A 22,495-nucleotide genomic window follows, 5' to 3' on the forward strand; every position below is an offset into this window, starting at 1 on the left:
CCGCGACAAAGGACAGGCAGGGGAGGCCAAGCCGCGTGACGCGGCGGGCTTCGGCGGAGCCATTCCGAGGTAATGGAGGAAAAAGGAGGGCAAAAAGCGATGGCGCAGCCAATCATGCTAGTCACCGGCGGCAACGCCGGCATGGGCCTCGAGACGGTCATCGGACTGGCCCGCTCGGGAGCGAAGGTCGTGCTGCTGAGCCGCGACGCAGGACGCGGAGCGGCGGCACGGGAGGAAGCGCTGCGGCGCAGCGGGCCCGGCCCGGCGGACATCGAGCTGATGACCGCCGACCTCGCCTCGCTCGCGAGCATCGAGGCGTTCGCGGAGCGGTTCCTCGTCCGCTATCCGCGGCTCGACGCGCTCGTGAACAACGCCGGGGTCGTCACGATCCGGCGCGAGGAGACGGAAGACGGCTTCGAGCGGATGCTCGGCGTCAACCATCTCGGCCATTTCGCGCTGACCGGCCGCCTGCTGCCCGCGCTGCTCGCCGCTCCGGCGGCGAGAATCGTCGTCGTGTCCTCCGGGGCGCACAAGGCGGGACGCATCCACTATCCCGATCCCCATCTGCTCCGAGGCTTCAACGTGGTCAAAGGCTACGCCCAGTCCAAGCTCGCCAACCTGCTGTTCGCGCTGGAACTGCGCGAGCGGCTGCGGGAAACGCAGGTTTTCGCCCATGCGCTCCACCCGGGAGCGGTGGCGACGAGCCTCGGCGTGAGCCGGGAGACCGGCTTCGGACGCAGCGTCTACAAGCTGCTCCGGCCGTTTTTCCAGACGGCGGAGGAAGGGGCCTCGACCGCGATCTATCTGGCTTTGTCGGAGGAAGGCGGCCGCGAGGGCAGCCTCTACTACGCGGACAGCAAGCCGCTGCAGCCCTCCGCCAAGGCGGAGGATATCGAAGCGGCCCGCCGCCTGTGGGCGTGGAGCGAGCAGCAGACGGGCGTGCGCTGGGACTGAGGCATGACGGAGGAGGAGACGAAGGGCGAGCGGCTTCCGGCCGCTCGCCCTTTTTGTCGTTGCAGGCCCGCTCTGCTCGTTCCTGCCAGGGGCGCGGCCAAGCGCCGGGAGCCCGGCGCGATCAGGACAGGCCGCGCACGAACCGCTCCAGCTCCTGCTGGAACCGCTCCGCCTCGTCCTGGAACAAGCCGTGGCCGCTCTTGTCGAACCGGACGGCTTGCACGCCGGGGATCGCGGCGGCCAGCTCCTGCGCCGTCTCGGGCGGGACGATCCGGTCGTGGGCGCCGTAGAAGACCGCCGCCGGCACGGCGATCCGGGCGAGCTCCGCCGCGCTCGCCGGCTCCAGCTCCAGCGCGCGGGCCAGACCGAGCGTAGCGCTGAGCGGGCTGTCCATCGCCAGGCCGGAGAACCAGCTCATGTATTCCGGGCTGTGATAGCGGTAAAAAAGCTTCTGGGCGAACTCCGCCGCCATCCGCGGCCGGTCAAGCCGAGCCTGGCGGATCAGCCTCTCGAGCCTGCCGCCTGCCTCCTCGGCTGCCCGAGCTCCCGGCTGGAGCAGGGCGGGCGCGGCCGGCGAGATCAGCACGAGGCCGCTGACGCCGCTTCCCGCATGCCGGCTCATGTAGCGGACGGCCGCGGCTGCGCTGGAGGAGTAGGCGGCGAGCACGAATCGCTCCAGCCCAAGGGCGGCGATGAGGTCCCGCAGGTCGTCGGCGAGCCGATCGCTGCCGTAGCCGTCCGCCGGCGCGTCGGAGCGGCCGAAGCCGCGCAGGTCCGGCGCGACGCAGCGGATGCCGGCCTCCGGCAGCAGCGCGAGCTGGCGGTCGAACATGCGGTGGCTGAGCGGCCAGCCGTGGAGGAGCAGCACCGTCCGCCCGCCGGCAGGGCCGGACTGGTGGACATAGAGCGACACGCCGTCGTCGGTCGGCACCAAGGTCATGAAGGAAGCCCCCTTTTTATCCGATGATGGTCTGTTACTGTATGAACCGTCCGCTCTGCATATGAGCGCGGCGGCGGGCGCGGCCGCGAACGCATACCGAAGCGGGGGCGTCGTTCCTGCTTCGTGCTTTCTAGCTGAGCTATGGCTTCAGCACGATCTTGACGTCTTGCTCGTACGTGCGCTCCGCTTGGACAGGGGCAGCCAGAGCGAAAGGCTGTCCGTCGGATCGGACTTGTCGAATTCAATCCGCTTGGGCATATAATGGATGACAGGGGCTTGCCCATGCGCGCGCCGTTCGTGCGGCGCGCGTGCTCAAGGCGGATGGATAGCGCCGGCGCGGTCGAGCCGAGACTCGGCTTTCGGCAGTCTCGCCTCTAGTTGAGTTGGTACCCGTAAAAGCCTACACTTAACTTGCGAGACAAAAGGGGGATTGGCGGTGAAAAGCAGCTTCGATCCCGGCGGCGGAAGCCGGCCGGGCGGACAGGAACGAGGCGGACGCGCGGACCATCAGGACCGCCGCCTCCAGGAGAGCCAGTCGGAGCGTCCGGCCAAGCCGGCCCGCGTCCAAGAAAGCGCCCCGGAGTATCCGGCCCGCCCGGCCCGCATCCAAGAAAGCGCCCCGGAGTATCCGGCCCGCCCGGCCCGCGTCCAAGAAAGCGCCCCGGAGCATCCGGCCCGACCGGCCCGCGTCTGGCCGCGCGTGCTCGCCGCGCTGCTGTACGCGGCGCTGCTCGGACTCGTCTGGTACGAGCGCGAGGCGATCTCGGCCTGGCTGGCCGGAGCGCGGCCGGAGCCGCTGCCCATGCTCGCGGCGGCGTTCGCGCTGGCGCTGTTCCCCGTGTTTCCATATGCGGTCGTCATCGGCGCGCTCGGCTACCTGTTCGGTCCGCTCGGGGGCAGCCTCATCAGCCTTGGCGGCACCTGGCTCGCGTGCCTGGCGTCGTACGCCGGGTTCCGGCTGTTCTTCCGCGATCGGGGTCGGGCGTGGCTGGCGAAGGCGGGGCGGCTGAAGCGGCTCGTCCGGTTGACGGAGCGCAGTCCATTCCTGTTCGTGGCCGTGGCGAGGGCCGTGCCCGTCGTGCCGGAAATGACCGTCGATGCGTATGCGGCGCTCACCGGCATCCGGCTAAGGACCTACGCGGCCGCCTCCCTGCTCGGCAAGGCGCCGGGCATGCTGTTCTTCGCGACGCTCGGCGGCAGCGGCGGCAGCGGTCCGCTGCGGATCGGCGCGCTCGTGCTCGCTTACCTGGCTTTTCTGGCCGCTGTCTTCATCGCCTACCGGATGCTGACCGCCAGTCCCCTCCCTCCTTCCGGACCCCATGAATGAGCCAAGCCCGGATCGGGTATAAGGAAGGCATACAGAAGCGCCTCGCCGGCGCTTCGCCGATCGAGGGAGGAAACCCGACCGTGGGCTATGCGTTTATCCTCGTCTATCTCATTCTGATCCTGCTTGTGCTGCGCATCTGCACCCGCCTGCTCCTGATGACCGGGCTGGAGCCGAGCCAGGCGAGCTTTCAAGCCGTCTCCATGCTGACCGGAGCCGGCTTCACGACGTCGGAGTCGGAGCTGGTCCTCCGCCATCCGGTCCGCCGGCGCATCGGCACGGCGCTCATCCTGTTCGGAGCGTTCTCGCTCGCCGTGCTCATCTCGGTCATCAGCAATCTGCTGTCGGAGAATACGCATCTGCGGGCTCTGTCCGCGACGGCGCTCCTCTTGGCGCTGGGGCTGCTCGCCCTGCGGCTGCCGCCGGTCAACCGCCGGGTGTCGCACTGGATGGCGAGCCATCTGCCTTCCCATACGGAGGGCGGTCCGATCCCGGTCGAGGAGCTGGCCGACGACGAGCGCAACGAGGATGTGCTGGGCCTGCAGCTGGCGGCAGACTCGCCCTTGATCGGCAAGAAGCTGCGCGACGTGCTTCCCGAAGGCGAGGAGGTCGTGCCGCTGCTCATCAAGCGGGACGGCCGCAAGCTGCGCAAGGAGCGATGGGAGACCGTGCTGCGGGAAGGCGACTTCGTGTTGTTTTACGGAGACGAGTCGATCATCGAGGAGAGCTGCGGCGTCAAGCTGGGAAACGGCAAGCGAAGCGGAGGGAAGGACGATGGCGGAACGAAGGAAGGCCGGGCTTAAAGGACGCGCGTTCGACTACGATCTGGACTACGATGCGATCGACTTCCGCAAGCATCCCGAGCGCTATACGATCGGCAAAGGCGAGCAAGGCGTGCTCATGATCGAGCCGTACAAGAGCGAGATTCTGCCGCACTGGCGGTTCCGCACGCCGGCGATCGCGCAGGAGTCGTCGCAGGCGATCTACGCGATGTTTCTGGACTATAAGGAAAAAAGCGATTTTCCGGGCATGGACATGGCGCGCAAATTCCTGCAGATGGGCTATACGCGGGCGCGACGCTATGCCAACCATCGCTCCGGCCGCAAGTATGCGAAGGAGGGCGGAGCCGAGCTGCCCCGCGACATCGACGAGGAGAAAGCGGAATCGGCGGCGGTGTTCAAGGCGGTCTGGGAACGGGCGAAGCGCGATCCCGACTACGTGCGGATGAAGGAAGAGCATATCCGGACGCATGAGCAAGACGGCCGCGGCTGATACGGATCAGGCGCGGCCGAACCGATTCTTACTGGAGAAAGGCTGGGAAGCATGGGCTTGACGGAGACGAGCGAGCGGGACTTCATGGCGCTCGGAAGAATTCATCGGCGGGAAGCGCTCTTTTTTGCGACGCCGTTATGCGGCACCTGCAAGGTGGCCGAAAGGATGCTGGAGATCGCGGCCGCCGCTCCGGGCGCGATGCCGGTGCAGAAGCTGAACGTCAACTTCGCGCCGACGCTCCGGGAGCGCTGGAGGATCGCCAGCGTCCCGGCGCTCGCGCTGCTGGACAACGGCGAGCCGTACCGGATCGTCTATGCGATGCGGTCGGCGGCCGATCTGTACGAGGAGCTGAGACGATAGAGGCAGGACCATCCGCATAGAAAGGATGGGGCCAGCGAGTCATTTCGACATCATTCGCGTTAATCTACCTGACATATGAGGTAGATTTTTTTCATTTTATAGGTCTAAAGGACTGTAAATGAGCTGGATCTGAATTTAATATTCAAAATACTGGAGGCTTAGGTTATGATATTTGACACGGCCATGACGCTCGTCGAGCGATAAGGCCTAGATTCCGTTATGATCCGAATGGGAGGCCAGGCATGATCTCTTTCCGGCAGGTCAACAAGCATTACGGCAGCTTTCACGTGCTGAAGGACATCGATCTGGATATCGCCGAGGGCGAGGTCGTCGTCATCATCGGCCCTTCGGGCTCCGGCAAAAGCACGCTGCTCCGCTGCATCAACCGCCTGGAGGATATCTCCGGCGGCAGCCTCACGGTCGGCGGCGTTCCGGTGCACGACAAGGCGACGGACATCAACGCGCTGCGCCGGGGCATCGGCATGGTATTCCAGCATTTCAACCTGTACCCGCACCTGAAAGTGATCGACAACATCACGCTCGCGCCGGTGCAGGCGGGCAAAGTCAGCAAGGAGGAAGCGCGGCGCACGGCGATGCACTACCTGGAGAAGGTCGGCATCCCGGACAAGGCGGATTCTTATCCGTCGGAGCTGTCGGGCGGCCAGCAGCAGCGGGTGGCGATCGCGAGGGGCCTCGCGATGAAGCCGACCATCATGCTGTTCGACGAGCCGACGTCCGCGCTCGACCCGGAGGTCATCGGCGAGGTGCTGTCCGTCATGAAGCTGCTCGCCAAGGAGGGCATGACGATGGCCGTCGTCACGCATGAGATGGGCTTCGCCCGCGAGGTCGCGGACCGGGTCGTCTTCATGGACGAGGGCCGCATCGTGGAGCAGGCCGCTCCGGCCGATTTCTTCCGGCAGCCCGAGCAGCCGCGGGCGCGCGACTTCCTGAGCCGCGTCATCAATCATTAGGCACGATTTCCGAAAGGGGACGACAAAGATGAGAAAAAGAAGATGGCTGGGCACGGGAGCATCCCTGCTGCTGCTGGCGACGGTGGCGCTGTCGGGCTGCGGCGACAAGAACGATCCGGCATCGACGAATGCGGGAGGAGCGGCTTCTCCGGCTCCGTCAGGCGAAGGCGCCGCCGTGCAGGCGATCCAGGACCGCGGCAAGCTCGTCGTCGGCGTCAAGTTCGACACGAAGCTGTTCGGCCTGAAGGACCCGGGGAGCGGCGAGGTCGAAGGCTTCGACATCGACGTCGCGCGCGCGATCGCCAAGAAGATCCTCGGCGACGAGACGAAGCTCGAGCTCAAGGAAGTGACGAGCAAGACGCGCATCCCGATGGTCGAAAACGGCGAGATCGACCTCATCGTGGCGACGATGACGATTACCGATGATCGCAAGAAGCAGGTCGACTTCTCGGACGTGTATTTCAACGCGGGCCAGTCGCTGCTCGTCAAGAAGGGCAGCTCGATCAAGAGCATCGACGACGTGACCAAGGACACCAAGGTCATCGGCCAGAAGGGCGCGACCTCGATCAAGAACATCGAGGAGAAGGTGCCGGGCCTGCGCGTGCAGCAATACGAGAACTACCAGGAGGCGTTCACCGCGCTCAAGGCCGGCAAGGGCGAGGTGCTGACGACCGACAACGCGATCCTGTTCGGCATGAGCCAGCAGGATCCGGAGTACGTCGTCGTCGGAGGCATGTTCACCGACGAGCCGTACGGCATCGCGGCCAAGAAGGGCAATCAGGACCTCGTCGCCGCCGTCAACGAGACGCTCAAGGAGATGAAGGACAGCGGCGACTATGCTGCCCTCTATGAGCAATGGATGGGCGAGAAGCCGCCGGAGGAATAAGGCATGGACTTCTCCTTCGTCCCATCCTACTCCGGAGACTTTCTCGAGGGCTTCAAGAACACGATCTACGCCAGCCTGCTCGGGCTGGCCGGCAGTTTCGTCCTCGGCCTCGTGCTCGCGGTCATGCGCATCTCGCCGTGGAAGGCGCTGCGGGCGATCGGCACGGCGTACGTCGAGTTCTTCCGCAACATTCCGCTGCTGCTCGTCGTGTACATCTTCTACCTCGGCCTGCCGTCGCTCGGCGCTGATCTGGACGGCTTCGCCTCCGGCACGCTCGGCCTGATGGTCTACACGGCGGCCTTCATCGCCGAAGCGGTGCGCGCCGGCATCCAATCGGTGCCGACCGGGCAGATGGAGGCGGCGCGTTCGACCGGCCTCACCTACGTGCAGGCGATGCGGCTCGTCATCCTGCCGCAGGCGGTGCGGATCGTCATTCCGCCGATCACCAACCAGTTCCTCAACCTGGTCAAGAACTCGTCGATCCTCGGGGTCGTCGCGGGCTTCGACCTGATGTACTTCGCCGACAACGTCAACAGCTACACGTTCCAGACGATGGAGACCTACATGGTCGCGGCGGCCTTTTATCTGATCCTGACCGTCCCGCTGGCCTATGCGACCCACGTGCTTGAGCGCAAGCTGGCGCGGGCGGACTAGAGAGGAGGAGCCAGCATGGACTTCGCCGGCGCATTCACCCCCGACAATCTGCTCTTCCTGCTCAAAGGCTTCGGCATGACGCTCGTCGTCGCCGCCGTCGCGATCGTGCTCAGCTTCATCCTCGGCACGGCCCTCGGCCTCATCCGCTACAGCCGGATCAAAGGGCTGGGGATGCTGACGATGCTGGTCGTCGAGACGATCCGCAACCTGCCGCTGCTGCTCATCATCTTCTTCGTCAAGTTCGCCTTGCCGGAGGTCGGCATCCAGCTGTCCACGTTCTGGGCGGCGGTCGTGGCGCTGACGCTGTTCGAAGGCGCGATGATCAGCGAGATCGTGCGCAGCGGCCTGCAGTCGGTGAACAAAGGACTCGTGGAGGCGGCGCGCTCGTCGGGCCTGACCCAGGCGCAGACGCTGCGGCATGTCGTGCTGCCGATCGGGATGAGGCGCATGGTGCCCCCGCTCGTCAGCCAGTTCATCTCGCTGCTCAAGGATACGTCGCTCGCCGTCGTCATCTCCTTGCCGGAGCTGATGCACAGCGCCAACATCGTCTACGGGCACGACGTTTCGTACGTCTTCCCGGTGCTGCTGCTCGCGGCCGTGCTGTACTTCGCCGTCAACTACGGGCTCTCGCTGCTGTCCAAGCGGCTCGAGACCAACGAAGGCGCGCGCCGGCGCACGCCCGGCGCGGGCAGGCCGGCGGCCCCGGCCGCGACGGCCAAGGCGCAGGCTTGAATCGGCTGGAGCAAGGGCGCCTATTCGCGACGCTCGGGACGGAGCGGGGATATCCCCGCTTCGTCCTTTTTTGCTTGGCGCAGACGCGCCTCGGCAGCGTAGACAGCCCGGGGCAGCGGGCCTACAATGAAAAGGCCGCCCCCCCGGCGGCAGCGCCTAATTCTACCTAACAAATGAGGGAAGCCATGAGCTGGGAACTATTCGTCTGGATCGCGGCAGGCGGCTTCCTGGCGGCCTTCGTCGACTCCGTCGTAGGCGGCGGCGGGCTCGTCTCGGTGCCCGTGCTGCTGACGGCGGGACTGCCGCCGCATCTGGCGCTCGGCACGAACAAGCTGGCCGGCACGATGGGCTCGCTGACGAGCATGCTGGCGTTCCTGCGCTCGGGCAAGATCGAAGGCCGGGTCGTGTGGCGCCTGTTTCCGCTGACCGTCATCGGAGCGGCTGGCGGCACGCTGCTGCTGCAGCTTCTGCCGTCCGACTGGCTGCGCCCGCTCGTCGTCGTCCTGCTCGCGCTCATTACGATCTACACCGTATTCAAGCGCAGCTGGGGCGTCGACGGACAGGCGCGGCGAGCGTTCACGCGCCGCTCGGCAGTTCTGATCGCTTGCGCGGCTTTCGCGCTCGGCGGCTACGACGGCTTTTTCGGTCCGGGCACAGGCTCGTTCCTGATCTTCGTGTTCCTGATGGCGGGCTACGACTTCGTGCGGGCGGCGGGCAACGCCAAAGTGCTCAACTTCGGCAGCAACGTCGCCAGCCTGGCGACGTTCGCCGTGCTGCAGAGCATTGACTGGACGATCGGCCTCACGATGGGCGCCTTCATGGTGCTCGGCTCGCTCGTCGGTTCGCGGCTGGCGATCCGCCGCGGAGCCAAGTATGTCCGGCCGCTGTTCATCGCCGTCAGCGTGCTGCTGCTCCTGCGCCAAGCCTGGGAGCTGCTGCGCGGCTGAAGCGTGTCCTTCATCAATCCAACGACAAAGGGGATCGAAACGATGGCGCTTGCGCAAACGAGCTTTTTCTCCGACGTGCTCGGCTTGTCCTGTACGATGAACGTCATTCTGCCGCAGCAGACGAAGCGGCAGATCGGGCTGGAGGGCAAAGCGGCCGCAGGCCGCTTCCCGGTGCTCTATCTGCTGCATGGCTTGTCCGACGACCACTCGATCTGGCTGCGCCGCACGTCGATCGAGCGCTATGCCGCCGAGTACGGCTTGGCCGTCGTCATGCCGGCCGTGGCGCGCAGCTGCTACACGGACATGAAGGTCGGCCACCGCTACTGGACGTTCGTCAGCGAGGAGCTGCCCGAGATCGCGGGCGCGCTGTTCCCGCTGTCGGACCGGCGCGAGGACACGTTCGCCGCAGGCCTCTCCATGGGCGGCTACGGCGCGTTCAAGCTGGGGCTGTCCTGCCCGGACCGATTCGCGGCCGTCGCCAGCCTGTCGGGCGGCCTCGACATCCGCAGCCGGTTCGAGCGGGGGCAAGTCATGCCTCTGGCCGAGACCGAATCGATCTTCGGCAAGAAGGAGGAGGCCGTCGGCGGGCCGAATGACCTGTTCGCGCTGGCGGACAAGCTGGCCGGCCTTCCGGCGGAGCAGCAGCCGCTGCTGTACCAGTGCTGCGGCACGGAGGATTTCCTGTACGACGAGAATATCGCCTTCCGCGATCACGCGCGTTCGCTCGGCCTTCCGCTGACGTACGAGGAAGGACCCGGCGAGCATGAGTGGGGCTACTGGGACGCGCAGATCCGGCGGGCGCTGGAATGGCTGCCGCTGCGGAAGCTTTGATTCTCCTTGGATAAGCCAAAAAGCTGCTTCCATCGCCGGTCGGGCGGTGGAAGCAGCTTTTTTTAGGTCGCAGGATCGGTTCGCAATCGTTACAGCACGCGGCGGGCGGTCGTGTAGTTCTTGCTCCACCAGCCGGAGTTGATCGTGTCGATCGTCACGCCCGGCTTGCCGTACGTGTGGACGATCTTGCCGCCGCCGATGTACATGCCGACGTGGGAGATCGGGGAGTAGAAGAAGACGAGGTCGCCGGCCTTCAGATTGCCTTTGGAGACGTACTTTCCGACCTTCGATTGCGCTTTGGACGTGCGCGGCAGGTTGATGCCGGCTTTTTTGTACGCATATTTCATGAGGCTGGAGCAGTCGAAGTATCTCGTCGTGCTCGTGGAAGCGCCGAATTTATAAGGCTTGCCCATCTGGCCGCGCGCAGCGGAGACGATCGTCGAGGCTTTGGAAGAAATCGACGCTTCGGCTGCGGAAGCGTTGGTTGCGGGAAGCGCGACCGATCCGGTGAAGGCGATGGACAGCGCGATCGCCGCGCCGGCAAGTTTTTTCGTGAAGGAAGCTCCGAAGATGTTCGTCATGATGTCTAGTCCTCTTTTCTTGTGGATGTAAGGGATGATCGCCCTGGCCGCCTTCCGTGGTCGGCCGAGCTGCTTGCTGATCCGGTACAACCACCTTACCACATCGAATTCCTGCCAAGCCTTTCCTCTGAGATGCCGAGGTGAGCGTTGCCAAGGGATTCGCCTCTTTTGTGAGAAAAAAATGAGAATGCTCTCATGAGCGATTCGGGCTGCAACCTTTTGGTTTCGGCCTTTTTTCGGCTGCCTCCCGTTCGCAGCGATCGAGGAGAGACGGCCCGGATAGCGATTTCAAAAAGGCGCTGTCTGCCGTCTAATCGGCATACAGACGCTGGACCGCTTCCTCGAAGTCGGCCTCGTGCATGCGGGCGTCCTCAAGCTCGCCGTAGGCTTCCAGCTGGCGAAGCACGTCCATGAAGCTTCTCTGCTCCAGGCTGCATTGGACGATGAGCGTGCGCTCCTGGACGCCGATCGCGACCAGCGAGCCGGACTCCAGCTGACTCAGCTTCTGCCGCGCCGACTGCGCCTGCTCGAGCGTCCGGTAGGTCGCCTCGATCGACGCCGGCATGCCGATGCGCGAGCGCAAGCCGCCGATCGGCCCGTCGTAGCTGAGCGCGCCGTCGGTCAGCACGAGCACGCGCCCGCACAGCTGCTCGATGTCGTCCATGTCGTGGGTCGTCAGCAGGATCGTCGTACCGAGCTCTCGGTTGATGCCGCGCAGCAAGGAGCGGATGTCTCTCTTGGCGGACACGTCGAGGCCGATCGTCGGCTCGTCGAGGATGAGGATGGGAGGCTCGTGCAGCAGCGCGGCGGCCAGATCGCCCCGCATGCGCTGGCCGAGCGACAGCTTGCGGACCGGCGTATCGAGAAAGGTGGAGAGCCGCAGCAGTCCATCCAGCTCGTCCACGCGGGTCTTGCGCCGCTTCGCCTCCATGCGGTACATCGCGCCGAGCACCTCGAACGAGTCCCGCAGCGGCAGATCCCACCACAGCTGGGTGCGCTGTCCGAACAGCACGCCGAGCGTCCGCGCGGCATCGACCCGGCGGCGATGGGGATCGATGCCGCTTAGCCGCACCGAGCCGGAGCTCGGATGAAGGATGCCGGACAGCATTTTGATCGTCGTCGACTTACCGGCGCCGTTCGGGCCGATGAAGCCGGTGAACTCGCCGCTGGCGATCGTGAAGCTGACGTCGCGGACCGCTTCCTTGACGACGGTCGATCCGCCGAGCAGCGAGCGCAGTCCTTTGCGCGGACCGGGCTTTCGCAGCTTGAAGGACTTATGCAGATGAGCGGCTTCAATCATGAGAGACAAGCCTCCTTATATAGGGCGTAATGGGGGATGAAACGCGCTTGCTTCTCATGAGCCGGTGCTCTGATAGCTCCGCAGGCCCCGGCTCCACAGCCAGCCGCCGACGGCCAGCGCCGCCGCGGACGCGGCCGCGGCGAGCGCGAGCGTCCAGCCGCCGCCATCGCCCTTGATGAGATGCATCGCCGGCCAGTAATTGACAAAAGCGACGGGAAGGGCGGTCGAGAGCAGCGTCTTCAGCCACCCGGGATAGATGGACAACGGGTAACGGATGGCCGTATGCGCGGCATCCTCCGTCATGTTCTGCAGCACCTCGATCCGCGTCAGCCAGAACCCGATCGCCGCGGTCGCGAGACCGATGCCGAACAGCAGCAGCGCCCCGTTCAGGACGACCGCCAGCGTAAGCGGCAAGACGATCCACAGCTGGATCGCGCCTTCGCGCGCGAGCGCGGTCAGGCTGTAGGCCAGCAGCGATCCGCCGAGCAGCGTCTCTCCGAGGCGGACGGAGAAATTCCGCGTCATGAGCGCCAGCAGCACAGGCACGGGCCGCAGCAGCAGGCCGTCCAGATCGCCGCTGACCAGGTATTTCTCCAAGTGATGGACATCCGAGGCCAGAGAGCGGTACAGCGCCTTGGCCAGCACCAGCACGGCATAGAGGTAGGCGGACTCGGCCAGCGTCCAGCCTTGGATGGCGCCGAAGCGCGTCAGAATGACGGCAAGCATGGCAAACTCCACCGACGCGATGACGGCGGAGGCGATCGTGCCGAACCAGAAGTTGAAGCGGTACTGCATGCTGCTGCGGAAGCTGAAGCGGACCAGCAGCAGGTGCATGGCGATCAGGCCGCGCAAGGAATGGAGCTTCGTCATCCGCCCTGCACCTCCGTTCGGCGGCGCATCGCGCCGGTGGCGGCCAGGCAGAGGGCCGTCAGGATGACGCACCAGGCAAGCGAGGGCAGGACGGCCGACATGCTGTCCATGCCGAGATAGATGCGGGTCGGTATGTACTGCAGGGATGGATAGAACGACCAGCGGCTCAGCCAGGCGAGCCAGCCGGGCAGCCACTCGACAGGGATGAGGAATCCGGATAGCAGCAGCAGCAGCGCGTGGTGCACCCAGTAAAGCCACTGCGCCTCCGTCGTCCAAAGCGAGACGGCTCCGATCAGGTATTGGATGCAGAGAGCCAGGTACGCGGCGCAGAGGAGCGCGGCGAGAAATGCGGCGGCCTCGGCAGGACCTGCGGGCAGGCGGAGCGGGACGAGCAGCACGTACAGGAGGTAGATCGGCAGGCTTTTGTACAGCAGCTGGTACGCGATCGTGCCCCATTCCCGGCTCATCATGCTGTAGAACAGATGCACGGGACGGGCAAGCTCGGTCGCGATCGCGCCGGTCCGCACGAGCTGCGGCATGCCGAGCCCGAATGTCGTGAACGCCGTAGCCCACAGCAGGCACTGGTTGAGCGCGACATAGGAGACGAGTCCCTGCAGCCCGTATTCGCCGAGGTCGCGGCCATCCCCGATGCCGATCCAGATCGACAGATAAATGAAGCCGAACAAAGCGCTCGCTCCGTTATGGAGCAGATGGGAAGCTCGATACTGCAGGTTGCGGGAAAAGCTGGCGCGCGCAAGCGCAAAAAAGACCATGGGGCACCTCATTTCGCTAGGTTCATGAAGAATGATCCGGCAAAAAAGGTGAAATGCGGAAGAGAGCGGAGGGATATCCTATCATGCGGAGGAGGTGGCTGGCAACAACTTTCTTTGCGCACGCATGGACAAAAGGCGATTGGAGCACGATAGGAAACATACGGAAGGAAGGAGGAGCTTGCATGTCGCTATGGCTCGAAATTATCCTGCGCACGCTGAGCTCGGTCGTCGTTCTGTTTCTCGTGACGAAGCTGCTCGGCAAGCGGCAAATCTCCCAGCTGTCCCTGTTCGAATACATTACCGGCATCACCATCGGCAACATCGCCGGGTACATCTCCCTTGACACCGATACGCAGTGGTACCTCGGCTTCGTCGCGATCGGCACGTGGACGATCGTGTCGGTCGGCATCGAGTTCTGGACGCTCAAGAGTCGCTGGGTCCGCGGCATCGCCGATGGACAGGGGACGGTGCTCATCAAGAACGGCTCTATCCTGGAGACGAACCTGTTCAAGGAACGGATTACGCTCGACGAGCTGCTGGAGCAGCTGCGCAAGAAGAGCGTGTTCAAGGTAGCGGAGGTCGAGTTCGCCGTCATGGAGAAGAGCGGGGAGATCAATGTGCTGCTGAAAAAGGAGAACCAGCCGCTCACGCCTGCCATGCTCGGCTGGAAAATGGGCAAGGAGATGGAGCCGCAAACCGTCATGATGGATGGGGAGGTGCTGCAGGAGCCGCTGCGCAGCACCGGCAAGGACGAAGAGTGGCTGCGGCATGAGCTGGCCAAGCTCAAGGTGACGCCGGAGCGCGTCTTTCTCGCCCAGATCGACGATCAAGGCCAGCTTGACGTGCAGACGGGATCGCAGGACGGCTCGCTCGCACCGGCGAAGCCGACCGCGCGCCAGCAGCTGCTGCAGACGCTGCAGCAATGCGAGTCGGACCTCGAACAGTTCGGACGGTTCGCCCGCAACGAAGAAGAGCGGGAGGCGCTTCTCTCCTGCTCGCGCCAGCTGAAGCAAGTGATCCGCCAGGCGCAGCCGGAGCTGAAGTGACCTCCCGCTCGGAAAGCTTCTATATAATAAGAAGAAAAGGAACGGCTGGCAATCAGCGGGCTCCCTTTTCTCCTCGAGCCAGGCCCGGGTTGCCGAAGTTGCCGCTGTTCGGATTGCTGCCGGCATGGCCGCTCTGCGAGACGGATTTGCCCTCGACGCCCTTGCCCTTCGCGGCTCGCTCCTTGATGAGGTTGAGCGGCACGGGCATGGCCGATCCGCCGGCGAAATGCTTCTGCACGAGCACGTTGAACGGCTCGATGTAGCGGTTCAGATCGCGTCCGCCCCAGGACTCGCGCGCATATTCGACGAATTGGTTGACGACGTCGCGGTTGGCGGTGACGTGGACCTCCTGGACGGACGGCGCCAGCTTGCGGACGCGGATGGCGATCGTCTGCTTCAGCTTGGAGGAGAGCTCGTTGTGATCGTTGACCGAAAAATAGGAATTGTAAGGCGTGACGAGCTGGCGGTTGCTCCACGTGTCGCTGCCGGTCTTGTTGTCGTAGACGCCTTCCATCCAGCCTCCGTTGTCCTGCTCGCGCATGATCTTGCTGCCGCTCTTGACGGGATGGGTCGCCGTCCAGTCAAGCACGATGCCGACGTAGGCGTTGCGGTCCGTCAGCATGACGATGCCTTGGGCGACGCCGTTCAGGCCGGTCACCTCGCGCGACAGATGCGCGCTGTATTCCATGAAGCGGTTGTCGTGCTGGTTGGCGCTGGATCCGGAATTGCCGTACATCCGGCTGCCGTATGCTTTCGGATCGTTCTTTTGTCGGGTGCCGTAGTTCTGGTCGCTGTCCTGGACGAGCTGCTTGTAGCCGCAGCCCGAGGCGGCGATCGTCAGGGCGAGCAAGGTATGGATCAGGGCGGTCTTGCGCGGGATTGGCATCAGTCATCAGGCCTCCTTCAGAGTATCGAGCCATGCCGTTAGGGTTCGCCCTGGAGCCTCAAATATGCGTCTTCGGAAGCATACATAAATGCCCACGGCTTTGGTTAAAAATGATAAGGAGCAAGAGGGGAAATTCGTCTGATATGCCTTCCGAAACGGCGCTAAAAGGCTTTTTGACAGCTTTGAGAACAATTTGTGAACTCTCTGTGGAACATTGACAATTAAGGGCTTCAACTTTATATTTAATAAAGTAATTGACATGCAGGAGTTGCCATTTTACAGCTGTGCATGAAGCATTTGCCGCAAGCCGTACATAAGGAAGAGAAAGCGTTTAACCGGCAAGGGCCGGCGAGTTTTCCAACTTCTAAATTGATTCCGTAAACGGATAGCTGCCCTCCGGCGGTTCTCCGTTTTTGCTTGGGCAAATGGCGAAAATGTCAAAAGTGGGGTTGATGAATGATGAAAAGGTGGCACCTTGCACGACGTCTCCTGCCGCTGCTCGCAGGGATGGCCTTGCTCTTATCCGCTTGCGGACGAGAGGATTTGTCCACTCTAAATCCGCAAGGTCCGGTGGCGGAAGCGCAATTTGGATTGATGAAGCTGTCCATTCTGATCATGGTGCTCGTCGTCATCGTCGTATTCGCGCTGGCGTTCTACGTCATCGTCAAATTCCGTCGGCGTCCGAACGACAAGATCCCCGTGCAGGTGGAAGGCAACCACAAGCTGGAGATCATCTGGACGGTCATTCCGATCGTACTGCTGCTCATCCTCGGCGTGCCGACCGTCAAGCATGTGTTCGGCTTGGCCAAGGACTACTCGAAAGATCCCAATGCGGTTCAGGTCATCGTAACCGCTCATCAATACTGGTGGGAATTTGAATACCCTCAATACGGAATCAAGACTTCCCAGGAGCTGATGATTCCGACGGGCAAGACGATCTCGGTGCAGACGAAATCCGCCGACGTCATCCACTCGTTCTGGATTCCGGCGCTCGCGGGCAAGATCGACACGAACCCGGGCGCGAACGTCAACAAGATGTTCTTCAGCGCCGACAATGACGGCGTCTACCTCGGCAAGTGCGCCGAGCTGTGCGGACCTTCCCATGCTTTGATGGACTTCAAGGTCAAGTCCGTCAACGAAGGCGCGTTCGACCGCTGGGTAGCGGCGATGAAGGAGCCGGGCAAGCTGCCGGCCGATCCGGCGATCGCCGAAGTGTTCGAGAAGCAGTGCCTCACCTGCCATGCCGTAGGCGACAAAGGGCTTCAGCTGTATCCGAACCTGACGGGCATAGGCGACAAGGAAACGGTCGCCGGCATCCTCGTCAACACGGACGATCCCAAATACAAGAACGAAGGCTCGACTTATGACAACTTGAAGCGTTGGATCGAGGATCCGCAAGCGGTTAAGCCAGGCAACTCCATGCCGAAGGTTGACCTGACTCCGGAACAGATCGAGGGCATCTCCAAGTATCTGTCGGAATACAAGCTGAACGTGGAGCAATAACCTATCGGTAATGAAGGGGGTACCAGCCTTGGCTCATGCACATCCGGTCAAGCGTTATACCGGTCTTATGGACTGGCTTACGACTGTTGACCACAAAAAAATCGGCATCCTTTACCTGATTGCCGGTGGATTCTTCTTCCTGATCGGCGGCCTCGAGGCGCTGCTGATCCGGGTCCAGCTCTGGAAGCCGCTCAACGACTTCGTCGGAGCGGATACATACAACGAGCTGCTGACGATGCACGGCACGACGATGATCTTCCTCGCGGCGATGCCGATCATCTTCGCGATGATGAACGCCATCGTCCCGCTGCAGATCGGGGCGCGCGACGTCGCGTTCCCGTTCGTCAACGCGCTCGGCTTCTGGACCTTCCTGTTCGGCGGCCTGCTGCTCAACCTGAGCTGGATCGCCCAAGCGGTGCCGGACGCCGGATGGACGTCCTACCTGCCGCTGGCGAGCCCGACCTACAGCACGGGCAAAGGCGTCGACTACTATGTGCTCGGCCTGCAGATCGCCGGTATCGGCACGCTGGTCGGCGGCATCAACTTCCTTGTCACGATCATCAACATGCGCGCACCGGGCATGAGCTTTATGCGCATGCCGATGTTCACCTGGACGGCCTTCATCACGTCGGCACTGATCCTGTTCGCCTTCCCGGCTCTGACGGTCGGCCTGGTCGCGCTCATGTTCGACCGCCTGTTCTCCGCCAACTTCTTCGAAGTCAGCGGCGGCGGCAACACCGTCCTATGGGAGCATATCTTCTGGATTTTCGGTCACCCTGAGGTTTATATCCTGATCCTTCCGGCCTTCGGCATCATCTCCGAGGTCATCAGCACCTTCTCGCGCAAGCGCCTGTTCGGCTACAGCTCGATGGTGTTCGCGACCGTGCTGATCGGCTTCCTCGGCTTCATGGTCTGGGCGCATCATATGTTCACCGTCGGCCTCGGTCCGGTGGCGAACGCGCTGTTCTCCATCGCGACGATGCTGATCGCCGTTCCGACCGGCATCAAGATCTTCAACTGGATCTTCACGATGTGGGGCGGCTCGATCAAGTTCACGGCGGCCAACCTGTTCGCGGTCGGCTTCGTGCCTACGTTCGTCATGGGCGGCGTCACCGGCGTCATGCTGGCGGCAGCGCCGGCGGACTTCCAGTATCACGACAGCTATTTCGTCGTCGCGCACTTCCATTACGTCATCGTCGGCGGCCTCGTCCTCGGCCTGTTCTCCGGCCTGCACTACTGGTGGCCCAAAATGTTCGGCCGCATGCTGAACGAAGGCTTGGCTAAGCTGACGTTCTGGACGTTCTTCATCGGCTTCCACCTGACGTTCTTCGTCCAGCATTTCCTCGGCCTGCTCGGCATGCCGCGCCGCGTCTGGACGTATCTGGACGGACTGGGCTTCAATACGATGAACCTCATCAGCACGATCGGCGCCTTCTTGATGGGCGTCGGCACGATTCTCTTCATCATCAACATCATCGTCACGGCCGCCAAGCCGAAGACGGCAGGCAATGACCCGTGGGAAGACGGACGCACGCTCGAGTGGTCCATTTCTTCCCCGGCTCCGGAGTACAACTTTGCGCAGACTCCGCTCGTCCGCGGCTACGACGCGCTTTGGAAAGAAAAAATGGAAGGCAACGAGGGCATGACGCCGGCCGAGCCGATCGGACCGATCCATATGCCGTCCCCGTCGATTCTGCCGTTCCTGATGTCGTTTGGACTGTTCATCGCCGGCTTCGGCTTCATGTACGCCGAGAACGAATGGACCGGCATCCTCCATGATCTGTTCGCCACCCATGCGGTAGCGGGAGCGGGCCTGCTGATTACGCTGGGCTGCATGGTCGTCCGTTCCCTCAAGGATGACCACGGCTTCCACATCGAGCCGGAAGAAATTACGGGCAAGGAGGTTAAGGCATGAGCGCACATTCGCATCTAGACGGCCAGCTGCCTCATGAGCCGGAACGGGCGACCCTAGAAGGACGCAACAAGGTCCTCGGATTCTGGCTGTTCCTTGGGGGCGAGACCGTGCTCTTCGGCACCCTCTTCTCCGCCTTCCTGGCACTTCGCGACCAAGTCGGCGACGGCAACCCGACCAGCCAGGAGCTGTTCAAGCTTTCGATCGTCGCCATCGCGACGGTGCTGCTGCTGACCTCCTCCCTGACGAGCGTGTTCGCGATCCAGGCGATGCACCGCAACCAGGTGAAGGCCATGCAGCTGTGGCTGATCGTCACGGTCATCCTCGGCGTCGGCTTCCTCGGTCTGGAGATCTACGAGTTCGTCGAGTATGCCCACGAAGGGCATAGGTTCAGCACGAGCGCCTTCAGCTCGTCGTTCTACACGCTGGTCGGATTCCACGGAGCGCACGTCTTGTTCGGCATCGTCTGGATCTCGCTCCTGATTTTCCAAGTCGCCCGCAAAGGCCTGACGGTCGTGACGGCTCCTAAAGTGTATGTAGCCGGCATGTACTGGCACTTCATCGACGTCGTATGGGTGTTCATCTTCACCGTCGTTTATCTGATGGGAAAGGTGGGGTAACGAATGGCAGCCAATCATACGACCCATTCCGAAGAACCCGCCAAGCGGCACAAGCACGAAGGTCCGCGCAAGCATATCGTCGCGTATCTTTTCTCGGTGCTGCTGACGCTCGTCGCCTTCGCGACGGTCATCGGCGGCGAGATCAACACTTCCTTCACCTATATCCTGCTGCTGGTGATGGCCGTTCTTCAGGTCATCATCCAGATGGGATTCTGGATGCACATGAAGGACCGGGGACATCTGTTTCCGATCGTCGGCATCCTCAGCGGCGTGTTCGTCGTGTTTACGATTGTCATCATGGCGGAATACTGGACTTGGTGGTAAGCCGCGCATGAAAGATCCAAGAGGAGCGTCTGCCTGCAGACGCTCCTCTTTTTCTTTTTTTTGACGGGCATGACAGCGTTCGCAATATTGCCCTTTGCCTTGGCTGTCCGCTTCCGGTAAAGTAAGCTTGAAGGAGATGACTCGTTATGCTAGGACTCGAATATTTCAGCTTTAAGGCGCTATGGAGCCCTTGGCTGCTGTTCATTATGCTGGCCATGCTGATCGGCTACTTCTATCTGATCGGACCGTGGAGGCAAAAGTATCATCCGCTTGAGGAACGTCCCGGCTTCTGGAATCAAGTCATGGCCGTATCCGGCCTCGTGCTGCTCTATCTCGCGCAGGGAGGACCGCTCAACCTGCTCGGGCATATGATGTTTTCCTTCCATATGGGCAACATGTCGATCAGCTATCTGATCGCGCCGCCGCTCATCATCATGGGCATCCCGGCCTACATATGGCGCTCGGCGTTCGGCGCTCCGTTCTGGAGGCGGCTGAGCCCGATCATGAATCCGATCTTCTCGCTGCTGCTGTTCAACGTCCTGTTCTCGCTGTACCATCTGCCCGACATCCATGACTATGTGATGACGCGATACTGGCTGCATGAAGCGTACTATCTAGCGCTGTTCATCGCCGCCATGATCATGTGGTGGCAGATTACTTGTCCGGTGCCGGAATGGAACCGGCTCAACGGCCTCCGCAAGATGGCGTACGTCTTCGCCAGCGGCGTGCTGCTGACGCCAGCCTGCGCGCTCATCATCTTCGCCGAAGAATCGATGTATGGCGTGTACAACGACCCGCTCGTCTGGGCGCAGGCGATGAGCTTCTGCGTATCCGGAGACACGAAGTGGCTGCTGGACCAGTTCCAGGGCCCGATGTTCTTCAATCTGATGAGCGCCAAGGAAGACCAGCAGCTCGGCGGCATCCTGATGAAGCTCGTGCAGGAAATCATGTACGGCTGCATCCTTGGCTTCATTTTCGCCCAGTGGTACCGTCACGAGAACGCCGACAACGACAGCGATCTGCGAAGCGCCGATCCGGCTTAACCGGACGGCTCTCGCCCTTACCTACGAAGCGGAGGAATCAGCTTGGATCTGTACATGTTATTTCCGACCATCAGCACGTTCTTCATCGTCGTCAGCGCCATCCTTGTCGCCATCGGCTGGAACCTGGCGATCAAGCGCCGGCTGGAAGCCCACAAGAAAATGATGATCGCCGGCGCCATCGCCGCGATCCTGTTCTTCATCATCTATTCGTCCCGCACGCTGCTCGTGGGCAATACGGACTGGGGCGGCCCGGACAGCCTGGCGCCGTACTACTACGTGTTCTTGATCTTCCATATCATTCTGGCGACGGTCGCCGCCGTATTCGGCATCACGACGCTCGTGCTCGGCTTCAAGGAGAAGTACGCCAGGCACCGCCGGCTCGGCCGCGTCACCTCGGTCATCTGGTTCATCACCGCGATCACCGGCGTCGCCGTCTACGTCATGCTGTACATCCTGTATCCAGGCGGGCATACGAAGCCGGTATTCGACATCCTGTTCCGGCTGTAAGGAGCGTGGCTCATGGCGACCATTCATGATGTCGCGGCCCGCGCCGGCGTGTCCGTGACGACCGTATCCCGGGTCATGAACGACCGCGGCTGCAACAGCGAGGCGACGAGGAGCAAGGCGCGCCGAGCCTGCCGCATCCTATAATGCGCCTATCAAGGGTGATGGCCGAGCATCGGAGGCATGGAGAGGAGAGGCGATACATGAGTCGCGTGTTCACCATCGGAGAGGCGCTGATCGACTGGATTCCCGAGCAGAAGGGAGTCGGGCTGAAGGAGGTGACGGCCTTCTCGAAAGCGGCTGGCGGAGCTCCCGCCAACGTCGCCTGCGCGGTCGCCCGCCTCGGAGGCTCCAGCGCCTTCATCGGCAAGCTTGGCGAGGATGCGTTCGGCGACTTCCTCGTGGAGACGATGGATGAGGTCGGCGTCGACACCACGCGCGTGCTGCGCACGGGCGAAGCGAATACCGCCATGGCCTTCGTCAGCCTCAAGGAAGACGGCAACCGCGAATTCAGCTTTTACCGGAGCCCGAGCGCGGACATGCTGCTGCGTCCGGAGGAGATCGGCGACTGGTTCGCGGCAGGGGACGTGCTCCATTTTTGCTCGGTCGATCTCATCGACGCGCCGGTCAAGGAGGCGCATCGGGCGGCCATCGCCAAGTGCCGCGAGGCGGGAGGGATCGTCAGCTTCGATCCGAACGTGCGGCTGCCGCTCTGGCCGTCGCCGGAGGCGTGCCGCCGGGCGATCCTGGAGTTCCTGCCGCTGGCTCGGATCGTGAAAATCAGCGACGAGGAGCTGGCGTTCATCACGGGCATCGAGGACGAGGAGGAGGCGCTGAGCTCGCTGCTGACCGGCGAAGTCGAGCATGTCGTCTACACGCGCGGTCCGGCGGGCGCGACTTGGCTGAGCCGCGGCTTCCGCGCGGACGTGCTTGGCCATGCCGTGAAGGCGGTCGATACGACGGGGGCAGGCGACTCGTTCATCGGCGCGCTGCTGTACGGCATCCATCGCCGGCCGGACTTCCGCGCCGGCATCGACGAGCGCGCGGCGCGCGAGCTGCTCGCCTACGCCAATGCGGCGGCGGCGGTCACGACGACGCGGCCTGGCGCGATCGCGGCGCTCCCGAGGCCGCACGAGGTCGAGGACATGCTGGCGGGAAGCCGCTGAGCGCGGCTCGAAGAAGGAGATTGGGGCGCCCGCCGCAGGATGGCGGGCGCCCTTCATTTTCCATAGCCGCCGGCCGATAGGAGTCAGATGGACTAC

24 protein-coding genes and 2 pseudogenes are annotated in these 22,495 nt (G+C 63.0%); 20 read left to right on the forward strand and 6 right to left on the reverse strand.

Annotation, left to right across the window (positions count from 1 at the left end):
* Window positions 1–99: 99 nt before the first annotated feature.
* The gene (locus HGI30_RS04640; protein WP_168906572.1) at window positions 100–954 is read left to right on the forward strand and encodes an SDR family oxidoreductase; all 855 of its coding nucleotides are present in this window, start codon (window positions 100–102) and stop codon (window positions 952–954) included.
* Window positions 955–1,075: 121 nt separating this feature from the next.
* Here HGI30_RS04640 and HGI30_RS04645 read toward each other — a convergent pair whose 3' ends face one another.
* Window positions 1,076–1,894 carry an alpha/beta fold hydrolase gene (locus HGI30_RS04645; protein WP_168906573.1) on the reverse strand — a complete coding sequence of 273 codons (819 nt, stop codon included), beginning with the start codon at window positions 1,892–1,894 and terminating at the stop codon, window positions 1,076–1,078.
* A gap of 436 nt (window positions 1,895–2,330) precedes the next feature.
* Here HGI30_RS04645 and HGI30_RS04650 point away from each other — a divergent pair, with 436 nt between their 5' ends.
* The 10 genes and pseudogenes from HGI30_RS04650 to HGI30_RS04695 all read left to right on the forward strand — a co-directional run bounded on the left by HGI30_RS04650 (window position 2,331) and on the right by HGI30_RS04695 (window position 9,871).
* Window positions 2,331–3,221 carry a TVP38/TMEM64 family protein gene (locus HGI30_RS04650; protein WP_168906574.1) on the forward strand — a complete coding sequence of 297 codons (891 nt, stop codon included), beginning with the start codon at window positions 2,331–2,333 and terminating at the stop codon, window positions 3,219–3,221.
* An 80-nt stretch (window positions 3,222–3,301) separates the two neighbouring features.
* Window positions 3,302–4,021: a TrkA C-terminal domain-containing protein gene (locus HGI30_RS04655; protein ID WP_168906575.1), complete on the forward strand. Its 720-nt coding sequence runs from the start codon at window positions 3,302–3,304 to the stop codon at window positions 4,019–4,021.
* Window positions 3,993–4,490 carry a DUF4385 domain-containing protein gene (locus tag HGI30_RS04660; protein ID WP_168906576.1) on the forward strand — a complete coding sequence of 166 codons (498 nt, stop codon included), beginning with the start codon at window positions 3,993–3,995 and terminating at the stop codon, window positions 4,488–4,490. Before HGI30_RS04655 ends, HGI30_RS04660 begins: the two co-directional genes overlap by 29 nt.
* Window positions 4,491–4,541: 51 nt before the next feature.
* Window positions 4,542–4,850, forward strand: coding sequence for a thioredoxin family protein (locus HGI30_RS04665; RefSeq protein ID WP_168906577.1), 309 nt, complete (start codon window positions 4,542–4,544; stop codon window positions 4,848–4,850).
* A 242-nt stretch (window positions 4,851–5,092) separates the two neighbouring features.
* Window positions 5,093–5,821: an amino acid ABC transporter ATP-binding protein gene (locus HGI30_RS04670; RefSeq protein ID WP_168906578.1), complete on the forward strand. Its 729-nt coding sequence runs from the start codon at window positions 5,093–5,095 to the stop codon at window positions 5,819–5,821.
* Between the two features lie 28 nt (window positions 5,822–5,849).
* Window positions 5,850–6,707, forward strand: coding sequence for a glutamate ABC transporter substrate-binding protein (locus HGI30_RS04675; RefSeq protein WP_168906579.1), 858 nt, complete (start codon window positions 5,850–5,852; stop codon window positions 6,705–6,707).
* Between the two features lie 3 nt (window positions 6,708–6,710).
* Window positions 6,711–7,361: an amino acid ABC transporter permease gene (locus HGI30_RS04680; RefSeq protein ID WP_168906580.1), complete on the forward strand. Its 651-nt coding sequence runs from the start codon at window positions 6,711–6,713 to the stop codon at window positions 7,359–7,361.
* Between the two features lie 15 nt (window positions 7,362–7,376).
* A pseudogene (locus HGI30_RS04685) lies at window positions 7,377–8,012 on the forward strand (amino acid ABC transporter permease); the annotation flags it as partial.
* A 266-nt stretch (window positions 8,013–8,278) separates the two neighbouring features.
* On the forward strand, window positions 8,279–9,040 hold the full coding sequence (locus HGI30_RS04690) for a sulfite exporter TauE/SafE family protein (protein WP_168906582.1): 762 nt from the start codon (window positions 8,279–8,281) through the stop codon (window positions 9,038–9,040).
* 42 nt (window positions 9,041–9,082) lie between these two features.
* A complete protein-coding gene (locus HGI30_RS04695; protein ID WP_168906583.1) occupies window positions 9,083–9,871 on the forward strand; it encodes an alpha/beta hydrolase in 789 nt (262 codons plus the stop codon).
* Window positions 9,872–9,960: 89 nt separating this feature from the next.
* Here the strand turns inward: HGI30_RS04695 and HGI30_RS04700 are convergent, their stop codons facing one another.
* The 4 genes from HGI30_RS04700 to HGI30_RS04715 form a co-directional block, all read right to left on the reverse strand.
* Window positions 9,961–10,452, reverse strand: coding sequence for a C40 family peptidase (locus HGI30_RS04700; RefSeq protein ID WP_168909730.1), 492 nt, complete (start codon window positions 10,450–10,452; stop codon window positions 9,961–9,963).
* A gap of 310 nt (window positions 10,453–10,762) precedes the next feature.
* On the reverse strand, window positions 10,763–11,752 hold the full coding sequence (locus HGI30_RS04705; protein ID WP_168906584.1) for an ABC transporter ATP-binding protein: 990 nt from the start codon (window positions 11,750–11,752) through the stop codon (window positions 10,763–10,765).
* Between the two features lie 54 nt (window positions 11,753–11,806).
* Window positions 11,807–12,622: an ABC transporter permease gene (locus tag HGI30_RS04710; RefSeq protein ID WP_168906585.1), complete on the reverse strand. Its 816-nt coding sequence runs from the start codon at window positions 12,620–12,622 to the stop codon at window positions 11,807–11,809.
* Window positions 12,619–13,395, reverse strand: coding sequence for an ABC transporter permease (locus tag HGI30_RS04715; RefSeq protein ID WP_168906586.1), 777 nt, complete (start codon window positions 13,393–13,395; stop codon window positions 12,619–12,621). The genes HGI30_RS04710 and HGI30_RS04715 overlap by 4 nt, the downstream gene beginning before the upstream one ends.
* A 182-nt stretch (window positions 13,396–13,577) precedes the next feature.
* On the opposite strand from HGI30_RS04715, the gene HGI30_RS04720 reads away from it, so the two are divergent.
* Window positions 13,578–14,441, forward strand: a complete 864-nt coding sequence (locus tag HGI30_RS04720) for a DUF421 domain-containing protein (RefSeq protein WP_168906587.1) — start codon at window positions 13,578–13,580, stop codon at window positions 14,439–14,441.
* Window positions 14,442–14,493: 52 nt separating this feature from the next.
* Here the strand turns inward: HGI30_RS04720 and HGI30_RS04725 are convergent, their stop codons facing one another.
* A complete protein-coding gene (locus HGI30_RS04725; protein WP_168906588.1) occupies window positions 14,494–15,327 on the reverse strand; it encodes a hypothetical protein in 834 nt (277 codons plus the stop codon).
* A gap of 456 nt (window positions 15,328–15,783) precedes the next feature.
* On the opposite strand from HGI30_RS04725, the gene coxB reads away from it, so the two are divergent.
* From coxB to HGI30_RS04765, 8 genes and pseudogenes are all read left to right on the forward strand, one after another.
* Complete coding sequence (gene coxB / locus HGI30_RS04730; protein ID WP_168906589.1) at window positions 15,784–16,830, forward strand: cytochrome c oxidase subunit II; 1,047 nt, start codon at window positions 15,784–15,786, stop codon at window positions 16,828–16,830.
* A 10-nt stretch (window positions 16,831–16,840) separates the two neighbouring features.
* A complete protein-coding gene (gene ctaD, locus HGI30_RS04735) occupies window positions 16,841–18,745 on the forward strand; it encodes a cytochrome c oxidase subunit I (RefSeq protein WP_168906590.1) in 1,905 nt (634 codons plus the stop codon).
* Window positions 18,742–19,362 carry a cytochrome (ubi)quinol oxidase subunit III gene (locus HGI30_RS04740; RefSeq protein ID WP_168906591.1) on the forward strand — a complete coding sequence of 207 codons (621 nt, stop codon included), beginning with the start codon at window positions 18,742–18,744 and terminating at the stop codon, window positions 19,360–19,362. The genes ctaD and HGI30_RS04740 overlap by 4 nt, the downstream gene beginning before the upstream one ends.
* Before the next feature lie 3 nt (window positions 19,363–19,365).
* Window positions 19,366–19,686: a cytochrome C oxidase subunit IV family protein gene (locus HGI30_RS04745; RefSeq protein ID WP_168906592.1), complete on the forward strand. Its 321-nt coding sequence runs from the start codon at window positions 19,366–19,368 to the stop codon at window positions 19,684–19,686.
* A 146-nt stretch (window positions 19,687–19,832) separates the two neighbouring features.
* Window positions 19,833–20,729 carry a cytochrome c oxidase assembly factor CtaG gene (ctaG, locus tag HGI30_RS04750; RefSeq protein ID WP_168906593.1) on the forward strand — a complete coding sequence of 299 codons (897 nt, stop codon included), beginning with the start codon at window positions 19,833–19,835 and terminating at the stop codon, window positions 20,727–20,729.
* 42 nt (window positions 20,730–20,771) lie between these two features.
* Window positions 20,772–21,236 carry a DUF420 domain-containing protein gene (locus HGI30_RS04755; protein WP_168906594.1) on the forward strand — a complete coding sequence of 155 codons (465 nt, stop codon included), beginning with the start codon at window positions 20,772–20,774 and terminating at the stop codon, window positions 21,234–21,236.
* A gap of 12 nt (window positions 21,237–21,248) precedes the next feature.
* Window positions 21,249–21,353: pseudogene (locus HGI30_RS04760) on the forward strand (LacI family DNA-binding transcriptional regulator); the annotation flags it as partial.
* A gap of 83 nt (window positions 21,354–21,436) precedes the next feature.
* Window positions 21,437–22,399, forward strand: a complete 963-nt coding sequence (locus tag HGI30_RS04765; protein WP_168906595.1) for a carbohydrate kinase family protein — start codon at window positions 21,437–21,439, stop codon at window positions 22,397–22,399.
* The last annotated feature ends 96 nt before the right edge of the window (window positions 22,400–22,495 follow it).

It is taken from the genome of Paenibacillus albicereus (assembly GCF_012676905.1).
Taxonomy (GTDB): domain Bacteria; phylum Bacillota; class Bacilli; order Paenibacillales; family Paenibacillaceae; genus Paenibacillus_O; species Paenibacillus_O albicereus.

Excerpts from the sequence above, each read along its gene's own strand:
- ctaD (WP_168906590.1), top strand. The coding sequence starts at position 16,841 with ATGAAGGGGGTACCAGCCTTGGCTCATGCACATCCGGTCAAGCGTTAT.
- HGI30_RS04660 (WP_168906576.1), top strand. The coding sequence starts at position 3,993 with ATGGCGGAACGAAGGAAGGCCGGGCTTAAAGGACGCGCGTTCGACTAC.
- HGI30_RS04690 (WP_168906582.1), top strand. The coding sequence starts at position 8,279 with ATGAGCTGGGAACTATTCGTCTGGATCGCGGCAGGCGGCTTCCTGGCG.
- ctaG (WP_168906593.1), top strand. The coding sequence starts at position 19,833 with ATGCTAGGACTCGAATATTTCAGCTTTAAGGCGCTATGGAGCCCTTGG.
- HGI30_RS04680 (WP_168906580.1), top strand. The coding sequence starts at position 6,711 with ATGGACTTCTCCTTCGTCCCATCCTACTCCGGAGACTTTCTCGAGGGC.
- HGI30_RS04715 (WP_168906586.1), bottom strand. The coding sequence starts at position 13,395 with ATGGTCTTTTTTGCGCTTGCGCGCGCCAGCTTTTCCCGCAACCTGCAG.
- HGI30_RS04645 (WP_168906573.1), bottom strand. The coding sequence starts at position 1,894 with ATGACCTTGGTGCCGACCGACGACGGCGTGTCGCTCTATGTCCACCAG.
- HGI30_RS04705 (WP_168906584.1), bottom strand. The coding sequence starts at position 11,752 with ATGATTGAAGCCGCTCATCTGCATAAGTCCTTCAAGCTGCGAAAGCCC.
- HGI30_RS04675 (WP_168906579.1), top strand. The coding sequence starts at position 5,850 with ATGAGAAAAAGAAGATGGCTGGGCACGGGAGCATCCCTGCTGCTGCTG.
- HGI30_RS04700 (WP_168909730.1), bottom strand. The coding sequence starts at position 10,452 with ATGACGAACATCTTCGGAGCTTCCTTCACGAAAAAACTTGCCGGCGCG.
- HGI30_RS04670 (WP_168906578.1), top strand. The coding sequence starts at position 5,093 with ATGATCTCTTTCCGGCAGGTCAACAAGCATTACGGCAGCTTTCACGTG.
- HGI30_RS04640 (WP_168906572.1), top strand. The coding sequence starts at position 100 with ATGGCGCAGCCAATCATGCTAGTCACCGGCGGCAACGCCGGCATGGGC.
- HGI30_RS04745 (WP_168906592.1), top strand. The coding sequence starts at position 19,366 with ATGGCAGCCAATCATACGACCCATTCCGAAGAACCCGCCAAGCGGCAC.
- HGI30_RS04695 (WP_168906583.1), top strand. The coding sequence starts at position 9,083 with ATGGCGCTTGCGCAAACGAGCTTTTTCTCCGACGTGCTCGGCTTGTCC.
- HGI30_RS04740 (WP_168906591.1), top strand. The coding sequence starts at position 18,742 with ATGAGCGCACATTCGCATCTAGACGGCCAGCTGCCTCATGAGCCGGAA.
- coxB (WP_168906589.1), top strand. The coding sequence starts at position 15,784 with ATGATGAAAAGGTGGCACCTTGCACGACGTCTCCTGCCGCTGCTCGCA.
- HGI30_RS04765 (WP_168906595.1), top strand. The coding sequence starts at position 21,437 with ATGAGTCGCGTGTTCACCATCGGAGAGGCGCTGATCGACTGGATTCCC.
- HGI30_RS04710 (WP_168906585.1), bottom strand. The coding sequence starts at position 12,622 with ATGACGAAGCTCCATTCCTTGCGCGGCCTGATCGCCATGCACCTGCTG.
- HGI30_RS04720 (WP_168906587.1), top strand. The coding sequence starts at position 13,578 with ATGTCGCTATGGCTCGAAATTATCCTGCGCACGCTGAGCTCGGTCGTC.
- HGI30_RS04725 (WP_168906588.1), bottom strand. The coding sequence starts at position 15,327 with ATGCCAATCCCGCGCAAGACCGCCCTGATCCATACCTTGCTCGCCCTG.
- HGI30_RS04665 (WP_168906577.1), top strand. The coding sequence starts at position 4,542 with ATGGGCTTGACGGAGACGAGCGAGCGGGACTTCATGGCGCTCGGAAGA.